Genomic DNA, 13,854 nt, shown 5'->3' on the forward strand with positions numbered 1-13,854 from the left:
GCGGAAGGTGCAAGGCTCCGGCCCGGGCGCTGCCGCGCGAAACGCTTGAAAAACGGCCAGAGCCGGACGATCCGGCCGGATGAGTGCCTTGTTTTTGTTCGTTCCCCTATCAAAGGCCGCAGGAGTGACGGCGGGACGACCGACTTCCCCTCGCCACCGCGGTGGCGCTACTGGCAGGATCGCACGATGAGAGAGCCGCCACCCGCACCGCTTGGCAAGCCCGCTTTCGGGGGCCGATGTTCCGCAAGCGTTGCGGGCCTGTGCGATGCGGCCGCCGCGCACAGCGCAGCGTCGGGGGGCTGAGGGGTTGCACCGTTACCGTTTCATCCTGTTCCGGCCCCTGCAATTCCTGCCCGTGCTGCTGGGCATTTCGGTCATCACCTTCTTTCTTGTGCGGCTGATCCCCGGTGATCCGGCGCGGATCCTTCTGGGCACCCGCGCCACGCCGACGGCCATTGCCAACATCCGGGCGCAATACGGGTTGGATGAGCCTTATCTGGTGCAGTATTTCTTCTTTCTCAAGAACCTCGGCGCGGGCGAGATGGGGCGGTCGACCCTGTTCAAGATCGACGTGCTGCGCCTGATCGCCACGCGCATCGAACCGACCTTGGCGCTGGTGCTGGCCGGGGTCGTGCTTGCCCTGCTGATCGCGGTGCCGAGTGCCGCGCTGTCGGCCCGCAGGCAGGGCGGGGCCGCCGACCATGCGGTGCGGGTGCTGTCGACGGCGGGCCTTGGCTTTCCGTCGTTCTGGCTGGGTGCCATGCTGATCCTGCTGTTCTCGGTCAAACTCGACTGGTTGCCCGTCTCGGGCTACGGGACGAACCTTGGCGACAAGTTGGTGCATCTGGTGCTGCCCGGCCTGACCATCGCGCTGTCGCTTTCGGCGGTGCTGACGCGGTCGCTGCGGGCGGGGATGATCGCGGGGCTGGGATCGGACATCGCCACGGCGGCGCGGGCGCGGGGGATGCCGGAAAACGTGGTCTTTTGGCGCCATGTCGTGCCGAATGCGCTGGTGCCGACGGTCAACCTGCTGGCGGTCAACATCGGCTGGCTGATCGGCGGAACGGTGGTGGTGGAAAGCGTCTTTGCCGTGCCGGGGCTGGGGCAGTTGATGGTGCGCGGCATCTTCAGCCGCGATTACATGGTGGTGCAGGGCGTGGCGCTGACCTTCGCCTGCGCCACGGTGCTGATCAACTTCATCGCCGATATCGTCACGGTCGCCCTTGACCCGAGGGTCGAGCTATGACCGCCGCTCTTGCCCCGCGCCACAGGCTGTTGCGCCGCCCGATGCTGCTGGCGGGGCTGGGGCTGCTGGGGGCTTTTGTCGTGCTGGCGGTCTTTGCCCCGCTGATCGCACCCTATGATCCGATCTGGCAGGACAGCGCGGCGCGGCTGGTTCCGCCCTCGGCCGCGCATCCGTTCGGGACAGACAACTTCGGGCGCGACGTGTTCAGCCGCGTGATCTGGGGCGCGCGGGTCGATTTGCAGATGGCGGTCATCGGCGTGGTCTTTCCCTTTCTGATCGGCACGGCCATCGGCACGGTCGCGGGGTTTTTCGGAGGCTGGATCGACGCGCTGTTCATGCGGGTGATCGACGTGGTGCTGGCCTTTCCCTTCCTTGTGCTGATGCTGTCGATCATCACCATCCTCGGGCCGGGTCTGGGCAGTTTCTACATCGCGATGGCGCTGGTCGGGTGGGTCAGCTACGCCCGATTGATCCGCGCGCAGATTCTGGTGCTGAAAACGCAGGATTTCGCGGTTGCGGCGGCGAGCTTAGGCTTTTCGCGGGGGCGGATCATGTTCCGGCATCTGCTGCCCAATGCGCTGGCGGGTTCGCTGGTCTTTGTCATGTCGGATACGGTGCTGGTGCTGCTGAACGGGGCGGCGATCAGCTATCTGGGGCTGGGCGTGCAGCCACCCGTGGCGGAATGGGGGATCATGGTCGCGGAAGGTCAGGGCTTCATCACGCAGGCGTGGTGGATCACGCTGTTTCCCGGCCTTGCCATCGTGACGCTGGCCTTCGGCTTTTCGCTGACAGGCGATGCGCTGGCCGATCTGTTCGGGGTGCAGGAATGACCGCGCCGCTTGCCATTGCGGGCCTGTCGGTCGCCTTTCGCCACAACGGCGAGGAGCGCCGCTTGCTCGACGATGTGGCGCTGACGCTGAACAGGGGCGAAATCCTTGGCCTTGTGGGGGAATCGGGGTCGGGCAAAAGCCTGCTCTGCCGGACTGTGATGGGGCTTTTGCCTTCGGCCAAGTTGCAGGTCACGGCGGGGTCGATCCGGCTTGACGGAGAGGACATTCTGGCAGGCGACCGTTTCGCGGACATCCGCGGGCGGCGCATCGGGATGATCTTCCAGAACCCGACAAGCCATCTGGACCCCGTGATGCGGATCGGGCAGCAGATCAGCGAGGGGTTGATGCGCCACAAGGGGCTGGGCGCGCAGGCCGCGCGGGCCGAGGCGACCGATCTGCTGGCGCAGGTGGGCTTTGCCGACCCGCCGCGCGCCTTTGAAAGTTTCGCGCACCAGTTTTCCGGCGGGATGCGGCAAAGGGCGATGATCGCCATCGCGCTGGCCTGCGACCCAGAGATCCTGATCGCGGATGAGCCGACCACGGCGCTGGATGTGACGATACAGGCGCAGATCCTGCGGCTGCTGATGGATTTGCGCATAGAGCGGGGTCTGTCGATGATCCTGATTACCCATGACCTTGGCGTCGTGGCGCAGACCTGCGACCGGATCGCGGTGATGCAGGGCGGGCGCATCGTCGAGACGGGAGAGAAACGGGCGCTGCTTGCCGCCCCGCAGCACGGCTACACGCGCCAGCTGATCGCCTCGCACCCGTCGGTCGGGGCGGCGGGCGCGCATGTGGCGGTGGACCGCGAAGGCGCGCCGCTTATCAGGGTCGAGAACCTCGAGGTGCGGTTTCCCGTGGGCGGGGGGTTCCTGCGCAAGGGGCAGGCGCTGCGCGCGGTCAAGGATGTGTCGCTGTCGGTCTGGGCGGGCGAGACCGTCGGGATCGTGGGCGAATCCGGGTCGGGCAAAAGCACGCTGGCGCGCACCATCCTCGGGCTGACGCCCGCCACGTCGGGCGATGTCCTGTTCGAGGGCGCATCGCTGGCAAAGGACCGCGGGGCCACGCTGCGGCGGCTGCGGTCGGATGCGGCGATGGTGTTTCAGGACCCGTTCAATTCGCTCAACCCGCGCATGACCATCGGCGCGACACTGGCCGAGGTGCTAAAGACCCAAGGCGAAACCCCGCCCGACCGGATCGCGGCGCGGATCGGGGAATTGCTTGACATGGTCGGGCTGGAGCGCAGCTTTGCCGGGCGCAAGCCGCGCAGCCTTTCGGGCGGGCAATGCCAGCGGGCGGGCATCGCGCGGGCCTTGGCGGTGAACCCGCGCGTCATCATCGCCGACGAATGCGTGGCGGCGCTGGATGTGACGATACAGGCCCAGATCATCGACCTGTTCCGCGCCCTGACCGCCACGGGCAAGCTGACGCTGATCTTCATCGCGCATGACCTTGCCATCGTGCGGAACCTTTGCGAGCGGGTCGTGGTGATGCATCACGGCGAGATCGTCGAGGACGGCCCCTCGACACGCATCTTCGCGCGGCCCGAGCGCCCCTATACCGCGGCCCTGATCGCGGCAATTCCCGACATAGACCCAGACCGCCCCCTCAACGGCGGCACACCGACCCACATCCAACAGGAGCTTGCACCATGATACGGAACTGGACCAAAGCCGCGCTGCTTGGCCTTGCGCTGTCGACAGCGCTTGTCTCGGTCGCCGAAGCCGCCGGCGTGCTGACCATCGGACGGCGCGAGGACGGCACCACCTTCGACCCCATCGCCACGGCGCAGAATACCGATTTCTGGGTGTTCTCGAACGTGTTCGACGTTCTGGTGCGGGTGGACAAGAAGGGCGCGAACCTGATGCCCGGCATTGCCGAAAGCTGGGATGTGTCGGCCGATGCGCTGACCTATACCTTCCATCTGCGCGACGCCAAATTCTCGGACGGTTCGGCGCTGACATCCGAGGATGTGGCCTATTCGCTGACCCGCATCCGCGACAGCGAGCTTTCGCTTTGGTCCGACAGCTACAAGATCATCGCGGACATGCAGACGCCCGATGCGAAAACGCTGGTGGTGACGCTGAGCGGGCCTTCGGCGCCGTTCCTGTCCACCCTTGCCATGCCCGGCGCGTCGATCGTGTCGAAGGCGGCGATGGAAGCGATGGGCGAAGAGGCCTTTGCCGAAAAGCCCGTGGGATCGGGTGCCTTCATGGTTGACCAGTGGTTGCGCGGGGATCGGGTGATCCTGAAGAAGAACCCGAACTACTGGGAGGCCGACAAGGTGAGCCTTGACGGGGTCGAGTGGATTTCCATTCCCGACGACAACACCCGCATGTTGGCGGTGCAGGCGGGCGAGCTGGATTCGGCGATCTTCGTGCCCTTCTCGCGCGTGGCGGAATTGCAGAAAGACCCGAACCTGACCGTGGTGATCGACCCCTCGACCCGCGAGGACCATCTGTTGCTGAACCACGAGCATCCGCCGCTCGACAACCCCAAGGTGCGCGAGGCGTTCGATCTTGCCATCGACAAGCAGGCCATCGTGGAAACGGTGCTGTTCGGTCAGGGCGAGGTGGCGAATTCCTACATTCCCAAGGGCGCGCTGTACCACAGCGACGACAACGGCGCGCGCGGCTTTGACGCCGCGAAAGCCAAGGCCCTGCTGGCCGAGGCGGGGGCCGAGGGGATCACGGTCAACTACGTGGTGAATGCGGGCAACGAGGTCGACGAACAGATCGCCGTCCTGTTGCAGCAGCAGCTTGCGACCGTGGGCATCACCGCGAACCTGCAAAAGGTGGACCCGAGCCAGACATGGGACATGCTGGTCAACGGCGACTATGACCTGTCGGTCATGTATTGGACCAACGACATCCTGGACCCCGACCAGAAGACGACCTTCGTTCTGGGGCATGATGTCAACATGAACTACATGACCCGCTACAAGAACGACACGGTCAAGCAACTGGTGGCCGATGCCCGTCTGGAAATGGACGCGACCAAGCGCGCGGCCATGTATGGGGAAATCCAGAAACTCGCCAAGGCCGATACCCATTGGATCGACCTGTATTACAGCCCCTACATCAGCGTGACGCGCAAGGGTGTCGAGAATTTCGGCCAGAACCCGCTGGGCCGGTTCTTCCTCGAGGAAACGGTCAAGACCTACTGAGAAACCGGCGGCGGCCCCGATGCGGGCCGCCGCCTTCCGATCCGGACAAAGGGGATGACGATGCCGCAGCTTGACCTGACCGCCCTGACCGCAGCCCTTGATGCGCTGCCCAAGCGTTTCCCCGGACCGGGGGGCGTGGCGGGCGTGATGCTTGAGGGCAAGGTGATCGCCACCCGCGCATGGGGCTATGCCAACCTTGACAGCGCAAAGCCCATGACAACGGACACGCGCCTGCCCATCTGTTCGATCAGCAAGCAATTCACCTGTCAGGTTCTGCTGGCCACGCTGGGCGAGCCGGAAGCCTATGACCACCGCGTCGCCGATTACCTGCCCAAATTCACCGGCCCGCTGCCAAGCCTGCGCCAGTTGTGCAACAACCAGTCGGGCCTGCGCGACTACTGGGCGCTGACGGTCCTGCAAGGGGCCTTGGCCGAACAGCCCTTCCGGCGCGAGGATGCCTTGCCGCTGATCGCGCGGATGAAGACGGGGCATTTCCCGCCGGGCAGCCAGTATTCCTACTGCAACTGCAACTTCCGCATCGTGTCGGAAATCATCGAAAGCGAAACGGGCAGGCCGCTCGATGCGCTTTATGCCGAACATATCTTCGGCCCCGCGGGCATGAAGACCGCCGTTCTGACCGCCGACACCAGCCACCCCGAGGACGGGGTCGTGGGCTACGAGGGGACCGATGCGACCGGCTTCTTTCCGGCAGAGAACGCGATCTACTGGGTGGGGGATGCGGGCATTTCCGCCTCGCTCGGGGATATGCTGGCCTATGAGGCGTGGATCGACGCCACGCGCGACGATGCGGCCGGGCTTTACCGCCGCGCCGCGGCCCCGCCGCGCTTTGCCGATGGCGCGCCCGCCTTTTACGGCTACGGCCTTGCGCATGAGACCATCGCGGGGTTGCCCTTCATCGGCCATGCGGGGGCCTTGCGCGGGTTCCGCGCCCAGCGCCTGAATTGCCGCGAGGCGCGCTTGTCGGTGGTGGTGATGTTCAACCACGAAGCCAGCCCCCATGCCGCCGCCGAAAGCCTGATCAACGCAGGCCTCGGCCATGCGGAGCCGGAACCCGCCCCCCTGCCCGATGGCTGGGAGGGGCAGTGGATCGGGCCGAACGGGCTGCTTGCCCGCATCGAAAGCGGACGCCGCAAGGCGACGCTGCGCTATGCGACTTCGCCCGACACGGTGACCTTGGCAGCCGATGGCACGCTGGCGGCTGCGGGTCTGTCGCTGGCAAGACAGGGCGACGCGCTGGTGATGCGGCGCGATTTCGACAACCTGACCGCCAGCTTCGCCCCGCTGGCCACGATCGACCACGCCGACGCCTCTGGCATCGCGGGGCGCTGGCATTCGGACGAGCTAGAGGCCGAGGTGACGGTCGAGGTGCGCGACGGCGGGGTCTTCGCCCGTTTCACCGGAATGCTCGGCTCGGGGCGGATGGAGCGCATGGCACCCGTCTGTCCCGATGTCTGGATCGTGGCCACCCGCCGCTCGATGGACGCCCCCGCCCCCGGAGACTGGACCGTGACGGTCGGGCGCGATGGCAAGGGCGCCGCAACCTTTTTGACGCTGGGGTGCTGGCTGGCGCGCGGGGTGACCTACCGGCGCTAGCGCGGCGCGCCCCGTGCCGCAGGCGGGGCAGGTCTGGCCTGTTGCGAAAATCATTTGCCTGAACGGGCCGAGTATTACAGTGTTCATGGGCAATTATGCCCTGTGCCCCATCGCTAGATGCGGCCGAGTGACGACCATCGTTTTGCTGACTTTGTGTAGTGTCGAAAGCCTGCTCCGTTTCCTGCGGATGTGATTTCAGACTTACCTGCGAATTCGAAGGACCAGTCCATGATAGACCGCCGCGCCATCGACCGTCTGTACGAGACCGTCGGAAGCGATCCCGAAAGCCTGATCGAGATGATCGAGTCCTTTCTGGAAGAGGGGCCGGTTCTGGTTGCGCAACTGGCCGGGGCCGCCGCCGCGCGGGATTTCGTGCTGATGCGCCGGACCGCGCATTCGCTGAAATCGAACGCCCGCGACTTTGGCGCGACCCGACTGGGGGCGCATTGCGCCGAGATCGAAGAAGAGTTGCGCGCCGGGCAGGAACCCGATGACGCAGCCCGCCGCGCGGCCACGGTCGGCGCGGAATGGCAGGTCGTCGAGCCTGCCTTGCGCGCGCTTGCGGCGGAGTTCGGGGCGCTGGCATGACGATCGAAGCCAAGGTTCTGGTCGTCGACGACAGCCGCACCTCGCGGATGATCGTGAACAAGGCTTTGCAACAGCTGGGCTGCCAGACGGTCGAGGCGGCATCGGGGCGCGAGGCGCTTGACCTGATGGGGCGTGACAGTTTCGATCTGGTCCTGCTTGACATCGAAATGCCCGAGATGGACGGGCTGGCCGTGCTGCGGCAGATGCGGGCAACGGGTGACCGGCTCAACACTCCGGTTCTGGTGATCTCGGGGCAAGAGGGCAATCTGGACGTGGTCGTTGCCGCCATCGAGCTGGGGGCCGAGGATTTTCTGCCCAAACCCTTTGACCCGACGCTGTTTCGCGCCCGTGTCGCATCATGCGTCGAGAAAAAGCGCCTGCGCGATACGGAGATCGACTACCTGCGGCAGATGGACAAGCTGTCGGAAGCGGCGATGGTGATGGAAAGCGGCAAGTTCCACCCCGCCAACCTCGGGCTGGAAGCGGTCGCGGCGCGGCCGGATTCGGCGGGGCGGCTGGCCGCTGTCTTTGTCGAGATGGCGACGCAGGTCTATGACCGCGAACTTGCCCTGCAACGCAATGTCCGCACACTGAAGGGCGGCGCGGTCCTGCTGCTTTCGGGGCTGCTGTGGGGATTGGTGGTCCCCTTGTCGGTGATGATCTACCGCGAGAACCCGCTGACGCTTGGCGTGACCTTCTGGTCGAACCTCGTGGCCGGGCTGGTGTGCTGCGGCTGGGCGGTGGCGACGGGCAAGAGCCTGCGCATCACCTGGTCCGAGTTCCTGTTCCTGCTGGTCTGGGCGCTGATCTTCGGCTTCAGCAGTGTCGTGCTGTTCGAGGCGGCGGGGCGCGTCTCGGGGATTGCCCTGTCGATCATCATGGCGATGCAGGGCTTTGCGGTCTTTGCCATCGCGGCCGTGATGCGGATCGAGGCGCCAAGCCTGCGGCGGTTCATCGGCCTTGCGCTGGGGCTGGTCGGCGTGCTGGCCCTGTTGCTGGTGCGCGAGGATGGCGGCGCGCTGGACGGGTGGGGCTGGATGCTGATCGCGATGATGGTGCCCATCCTTTACGGCGCGATCGACATTCTGCTGGCGGTGAAGCATCCGCCCACGCTGGATTCGGTTGTGAGCAGCGGGCTGGTGCTGGTGCTGTCGGCGGTGCTGGTGCTGCCCTTTGCCCTTTGGCGCGGGCATTTCTTCGTTCTGGCCGCCGAGCCGGGCCTGAGCGACCTGCTTGTGGCGATCACCGGTTTCTGCATCGGGCTTTGCACGGTGCTTTACATCCGCCTGATCGCGATGGCGGGCGCGGTGTTCGGCAGCCAGAGCGCCTATGCCGTTACCGTGGCGGGGATCGGCTGGAGCGTTCTTCTGCTGGGCGAGTCGCTCTCGCTCTGGACGGGGTTCGCGCTGGTCATGATCGTCTCGGGCCTGCTGCTTGTCGGCCCCAAGCGCGAGGCGGGCAACGTCGAAGTCGAATTCCGGCGCAAGAGGAAGGCAAGACTTGGCAAAGCGATCACCGCCTGACCCGCGCGCCACGCAGGCACAGCCCTGCCCCGCGCCGGCGGGGCGGTCAGAATTTCTGTGTCAGGTCGACGCCGAACCATTTCGCGGACAGGGCCGACAGCGTGCCATCGGCCTGCATATCCGCGACGATCTTGGCAAGGGCTTCTTCCAATTCGGGGTCGCCGGGTTCTATGGCCATCGCGGCGGGGCCGTAATAGAGCGGCTGGCCCACCACCTTGATCGGCGCGCCTTCCTTGATCAGGAACAGGAAATACATCAGGTCGTCGACCATCGCGTCGATGGATTTGCCTTCGGCCAGGGCTTTGGATGCCTCTTCCGAGGTTTCGAAGGGCACGACGACGGCATCCTTGATCTTGTAGGCCGGGGGCGGTTCGTCGGCCATGCCCATCGGTTCCTGCAGGACGTATTTCTCGAAGATCGACCCGTTCAGGGCGCCGATGCGTTTGCCCGTCGCATCGGGCGGCGACTGGATTGTGGTGTTGTCGCGCTGCACGGCAAGCACGGTCGGCGAGTAATAATAGACCGCCGGAAAGACCAGAACCTTGGCCCTGTCGCCGGTCGGAGACATGCTGCCCACCGACAAATCCCACGCACCGCCCCAATTGCCGGCCGTGACCACATCCCATGTGGGGGTGACGAATTCGACCTTGACCCCAAGGCGCTTGGCCACTTCTGCCGCGACCGAGGCGTCGAAGCCCTGCCATGCGCCCGTCTCGTCAATCCAGGAATAGGGGGGCCAGGCCGGATCGGACGCGATCTTGATGACCCCCGCCGCGTTGATGCGGTCAAGGACCGGACCGGCGGCAAGCACCGTCGGCGCAAGGATGGCTGCGAGACAAAGCGTAACGAACCGGCGCAGGATACGTGTCACGGCCTTCTTGCCCCCCATGCTGTCGCGGCACTTTGCCGGATGGCCATTTGTTTACGAACCTTGCCCGAGACAGGGGCCTGTCGCAAGCGCAGTGACCGTGCGACCGGCCCCGATGCGGGGTGTGACCTGTCTTGTTGCGCGGGGCCGCGCGATGGATAGGCAAGCGCAGGGCCAAAGGCTTGGCGTCGCGGGGCGGATCCTGATCTGCCTTTTGCTGATGTCCTCGGTCGTGGTGGTCATCAGCGCCATCGCGCTTTCCTCGTTTTCCCAGCTGCGCGGAACCATCGACCGCATCGTGTCGAAGGATCTGGAAGCGATCCTGCTGGCTGACGAGCTGAAACAGCGGGCCGAGGCGCTGTCGGGCATGGCCCCGTCGCTTTATGCGCAGGGGCTCAATCAGGATGCGCTGCTGAAATACACGATGACCAGCTTTTCCGAGCAGGAGCGGCTGCAACTGCTGATCGGGCTGCTGGCGTCGACCTCGGCGCTGGATACGGAAAAGATCGATGCCGCCAAGACGGCGCTGTTCCTGAACCTCGACCAGCTTGCGACGACCTTGTTCCAGGGCGCGACGTTGCGCCAGAAACTCGACGCGGAAATCGGCAAACTTGCGATGTTGCAGCAGTCCGGGCCGGTCGAGGCGGGGGCGGGTTCGGCCTCGGCCCTGATTTCGGGGCAGGTGCTGACCTTCCTGATCGAGGAGGACGCGGCGAAGCTGGACCAGGAGGTGGCGGAACTGAAGCGCAGCATCGCGCAGATGGCCCCTGACACGCCCGGCCTAGCGGCGGTGCAAGAGCTGTTGGTCGCCGAGCAGGGGATCATCGCGATCAAGCGTGACCTGATCGTGCAGATGGCCAAGGTGCGGGACCTTCTGGCGCAGAACGTGACGCTGTCGGCCACGCTGGTCGACATGGCCGAGCGTGTTTCGGTCGATGTGGTCGGACAGGTCAAGGACGCGACCGCCACGGGTCAGCAGCGGCTTGCGGTGCAGGCCTATTGGCTGAAGATCTTTGCTGCCGTGTCGATCATGGCGGCCATTGCGACGGCGCTTTACATGCAGCTTTCGGTCCGCCGGCGCATCGTTGCCCTGCGGGACGCGATCCGCGACGGATCGGATGCGAAACTGGCACCCTTGGCCGATGGCAAGGACGAGATTTCCGCGCTGGCCGCCAATGTGCGCTATTTCGTGCGCACGATCAAAGAGGCCGAAACCGATCTGGAAAAGGCCCGCGCCGTCGCCGAAGCCGCGAACGAGGCCAAGAGCACCTTCCTTGCCACCATGAGCCACGAGATCCGGACCCCGATGAACGGCATCATCGGCATGTCGCGGCTTTTGCGCGACACCAAGCTGGACGAGGAACAGGCCGATTTCTGCAAGACCATCGACCAAAGCGCCGACGCGCTGCTGGGGATCATCAACGACATCCTCGACTTTTCAAAGGTCGAAGCGGGCAAGATCGACCTTGACCTGCACGACTTTGACCTGCGCGACACGGTCGAGGGGGCGATAGACCTTGTGTCCGGACGGGCTGCCGAAAAGTCGCTGAACCTTGCCTATCTGATCGAGCCAGAGGTTCCCGCCTGGATCATCGGAGATTCGCTGCGGCTGCGGCAGGTGCTGATCAACCTTGTGAACAACGCGATAAAGTTCACCGAGAAAGGCGATGTCTTTGTCAGGGTCGCGGTGGACCGGTCGGAACCCGCCCTGCACGCGGACGAGATCGCGCTGCGCTTTTCGGTTGCGGACTCGGGGCCGGGAATACCGGCCGACAAGATGGACAAGCTGTTCCATTCCTTCAGCCAGCTCGACGCGACGACGACGCGCAAGCATGGCGGAACGGGGCTTGGGCTGGCGATATCGAAACGTCTGGTCGAATTGATGGGCGGGCACATCTGGGCCGACTCTCCGCCCGGCGAGGGGGCGACCTTTGCCTTTGTGATCCGCGCGCGGCGTTCGGCCGCCGCCTTGCCCGAAAAGCGGACGGGCGAGGGGCCGGTTGTGGCAGACCTTCGGGATCGCAGGGTGCTGGTGGTCGACGACAACGAGGTGAACCGCAAGGTGCTGCAAGCGCAGCTCACGTCATGGGGATTGCGGCCGGTCGTCGTATCCGGCCCCGCCGAGGGTGTGGCGCGGCTTGAGGCGGGAGATGCCTTCGACCTTGCCGTGATCGATCTGAACATGCCCGACATCGACGGTCTGGGCTTTGCCGCGATGCTGCGGGCGCGGGCTGACAGCCGGACCCTGCCGCTGATCCTTTACACCTCGCTTGTGCCGCTGTCGCAGGCGCATCGCGACGAGGTGCGCGCCCTTGGCTTTGCCGAGGTTCTCGCCAAGCCGATCAAGGCGTCGCAGTTGCAGACGTCGATCTTCCGCGTTCTGGGCAACGAAAGCGAAAAGCGGGTGCAGGGCGCACAGGCGGCCCCCGCATCGGTGGCCGGTTTCGCGGCGCTTCATCCGCTGCGGATCCTGCTGGCGGATGACAACATGACCAACCGCAAGCTGGGACGAAAGGTGCTAGAGCGGCTGGGCTATGAGGCCGATCTTGCCAATGACGGGGCGCAGGCCCTCGAATGCGCTGCCCGCACGCGCTATGACCTTGTGCTGATGGATATCGAGATGCCGGTGATGGACGGGATCGAGGCCTGCCAGACCATCAAGGCCGATCCGGCCTATGGGGCGCCCTGCATCGTCGCGCTGACGGCCAATGCGATCACGGGCGACCGCGAGAAATATCTGGCGGCGGGGTTCGACGGCTATCTGTCAAAGCCGCTGAACCTTGACCAGCTGATGCAGCAACTGGCGCGCGCGAAGCCGGTCTAGGCGGGCGGGGCGCGGGCGGGGCCTGCCGCGCCGGTTCTGTGCGGTTCAGTGCGGTTCTGGATGAATGCCCAAGCATTCCGTCCGTAAATGAGCCGTCCGGTAATAATCTTTGACAAGATCGCACGCGCCGGGTGAGGGTTTCGGGATTGACCTTGATGCCTTGTGCGGCGGCACCGGCTATCGGAACCGCGCTTTCTTTGTCCGATCGGGGATAGTGACCTATGGGCCGTATTCTTGTTGTCGATGATTCAAGCACGGTCCGGCTGAAGCTGACCAAGGCGGTCAGGACATTGGGGCACGAGGTCTTTGCCGTGGCCGACGGTCTTGCCGCGCTGAAGGCGGTGAACGAGCAAGACTACGACACCGTGCTTCTCGATATCATGATGCCCGGCATGGACGGTTTCGAGGTGCTGGAAGCGGTCAAATCCGAGCCCCGGACCAAGGACATTCCGGTCATCGTCATTTCGGCGCTGAGCGATACGATGACCAGTGTCGTCAAGGCGATGGAACTGGGGGCCGAGGATTTTCTGCCCAAGAACTTCGAACTCGACCTGTTGAAATCGCGTCTGACGGCCAGCGTCGAGAAAAGCCTGAAGCGGATGGCCGCGCCGCAAATCTCGGTGCGCGCGGCCGCGCCCGACGACATTCCCATTCTGCTCAGCCTGATCAACACCGCAGGTGCGGGCCTGCCGCTCGAGATCTGGCGCAGCACGGCGGCAGAGGGGCAAAGCGCCTGGGACAAGGGCCGTGCCGATATGTTGGACGACGCGCTCGACGTCCATTACGGCAACTGCTGGATCGCCGAGACGCCGGTCGGCGGGCTTGGGGCGATGGTGCTTTACGTGCCACCGAGGCAAAGCAATCCGGGCAATGCGGGCGCGGCCAGCTTCATGGGCCCGCTGGAAGAACTGGAGTGTGCGGCGCATGGCACGGCCCATGTGGCCTATCTTTGCACCGTCGACAGCGCGCGCGGGCAGGGCATCGGGTCGGCCTTGCTGCGTTTTGCGGAAAGCCGCCGCACCGAGCAGGGGCTGACGCTGGTCGTTGCCAGCTCGAACTACGGGGCGCGGGCGCTGTACCAGCGGCACGGATATTCCGAAACGATGCGCCGCCCGATGATACTGGCGAACGGCCACGTGAACGGGCACGACTGGATCCTGATGCGCAAGGCCTGATGCGCAGGCCCGCGCCGCCC

10 protein-coding genes are annotated in these 13,854 nt (G+C 65.2%); 9 read left to right on the forward strand and 1 reads right to left on the reverse strand.

Annotated elements, in window-relative coordinates; translation table 11 throughout:
- Positions 1-307: 307 nt before the first annotated feature.
- The 7 genes from H7F16_RS03445 to H7F16_RS03475 all read left to right on the forward strand — a co-directional run bounded on the left by H7F16_RS03445 (position 308) and on the right by H7F16_RS03475 (position 8,967).
- A complete protein-coding gene (locus tag H7F16_RS03445; protein WP_185796133.1) occupies positions 308-1,246 on the forward strand; it encodes an ABC transporter permease in 939 nt (312 codons plus the stop codon).
- A complete protein-coding gene (locus tag H7F16_RS03450) occupies positions 1,243-2,076 on the forward strand; it encodes an ABC transporter permease (RefSeq protein WP_185796134.1) in 834 nt (277 codons plus the stop codon). The genes H7F16_RS03445 and H7F16_RS03450 overlap by 4 nt, the downstream gene beginning before the upstream one ends.
- Positions 2,073-3,731, forward strand: a complete 1,659-nt coding sequence (locus H7F16_RS03455) for a dipeptide ABC transporter ATP-binding protein (protein ID WP_185796135.1) — start codon at positions 2,073-2,075, stop codon at positions 3,729-3,731. The genes H7F16_RS03450 and H7F16_RS03455 overlap by 4 nt, the downstream gene beginning before the upstream one ends.
- Complete coding sequence (locus tag H7F16_RS03460) at positions 3,728-5,242, forward strand: ABC transporter substrate-binding protein (RefSeq protein WP_185796136.1); 1,515 nt, start codon at positions 3,728-3,730, stop codon at positions 5,240-5,242. The genes H7F16_RS03455 and H7F16_RS03460 overlap by 4 nt, the downstream gene beginning before the upstream one ends.
- Before the next feature lie 60 nt (positions 5,243-5,302).
- The gene (locus H7F16_RS03465) at positions 5,303-6,856 is read left to right on the forward strand and encodes a D-aminopeptidase (RefSeq protein WP_185796137.1); all 1,554 of its coding nucleotides are present in this window, start codon (positions 5,303-5,305) and stop codon (positions 6,854-6,856) included.
- Positions 6,857-7,084: 228 nt separating this feature from the next.
- Positions 7,085-7,444 carry an Hpt domain-containing protein gene (locus H7F16_RS03470; RefSeq protein ID WP_185796138.1) on the forward strand — a complete coding sequence of 120 codons (360 nt, stop codon included), beginning with the start codon at positions 7,085-7,087 and terminating at the stop codon, positions 7,442-7,444.
- A complete protein-coding gene (locus H7F16_RS03475) occupies positions 7,441-8,967 on the forward strand; it encodes a response regulator (protein WP_185796139.1) in 1,527 nt (508 codons plus the stop codon). The genes H7F16_RS03470 and H7F16_RS03475 overlap by 4 nt, the downstream gene beginning before the upstream one ends.
- A 46-nt stretch (positions 8,968-9,013) precedes the next feature.
- Here the strand turns inward: H7F16_RS03475 and H7F16_RS03480 are convergent, their stop codons facing one another.
- On the reverse strand, positions 9,014-9,856 hold the full coding sequence (locus H7F16_RS03480; RefSeq protein ID WP_185796140.1) for a transporter substrate-binding domain-containing protein: 843 nt from the start codon (positions 9,854-9,856) through the stop codon (positions 9,014-9,016).
- A gap of 133 nt (positions 9,857-9,989) precedes the next feature.
- Here H7F16_RS03480 and H7F16_RS19810 point away from each other — a divergent pair, with 133 nt between their 5' ends.
- Together H7F16_RS19810 and H7F16_RS03490 are read left to right on the forward strand one after the other, a co-directional pair.
- Positions 9,990-12,659, forward strand: coding sequence for a response regulator (locus H7F16_RS19810; protein WP_185796141.1), 2,670 nt, complete (start codon positions 9,990-9,992; stop codon positions 12,657-12,659).
- Positions 12,660-12,880: 221 nt separating this feature from the next.
- Positions 12,881-13,834, forward strand: a complete 954-nt coding sequence (locus H7F16_RS03490; protein ID WP_185796142.1) for a GNAT family N-acetyltransferase — start codon at positions 12,881-12,883, stop codon at positions 13,832-13,834.
- Positions 13,835-13,854 lie beyond the last annotated feature (20 nt).

The sequence above is a fragment of the Paragemmobacter straminiformis genome (assembly GCF_014243445.1).
In the GTDB taxonomy this organism is placed as follows: domain Bacteria; phylum Pseudomonadota; class Alphaproteobacteria; order Rhodobacterales; family Rhodobacteraceae; genus Paragemmobacter; species Paragemmobacter straminiformis.

Coding starts and splice junctions, on each gene's coding strand:
- H7F16_RS03450 (WP_185796134.1), top strand. CDS start 1,243: ATGACCGCCGCTCTTGCCCCGCGCCACAGGCTGTTGCGCCGCCCGATG.
- H7F16_RS03455 (WP_185796135.1), top strand. CDS start 2,073: ATGACCGCGCCGCTTGCCATTGCGGGCCTGTCGGTCGCCTTTCGCCAC.
- H7F16_RS03460 (WP_185796136.1), top strand. CDS start 3,728: ATGATACGGAACTGGACCAAAGCCGCGCTGCTTGGCCTTGCGCTGTCG.
- H7F16_RS03465 (WP_185796137.1), top strand. CDS start 5,303: ATGCCGCAGCTTGACCTGACCGCCCTGACCGCAGCCCTTGATGCGCTG.
- H7F16_RS03470 (WP_185796138.1), top strand. CDS start 7,085: ATGATAGACCGCCGCGCCATCGACCGTCTGTACGAGACCGTCGGAAGC.
- H7F16_RS03475 (WP_185796139.1), top strand. CDS start 7,441: ATGACGATCGAAGCCAAGGTTCTGGTCGTCGACGACAGCCGCACCTCG.
- H7F16_RS03480 (WP_185796140.1), bottom strand. CDS start 9,856: ATGGGGGGCAAGAAGGCCGTGACACGTATCCTGCGCCGGTTCGTTACG.
- H7F16_RS19810 (WP_185796141.1), top strand. CDS start 9,990: ATGGATAGGCAAGCGCAGGGCCAAAGGCTTGGCGTCGCGGGGCGGATC.
- H7F16_RS03490 (WP_185796142.1), top strand. CDS start 12,881: ATGGGCCGTATTCTTGTTGTCGATGATTCAAGCACGGTCCGGCTGAAG.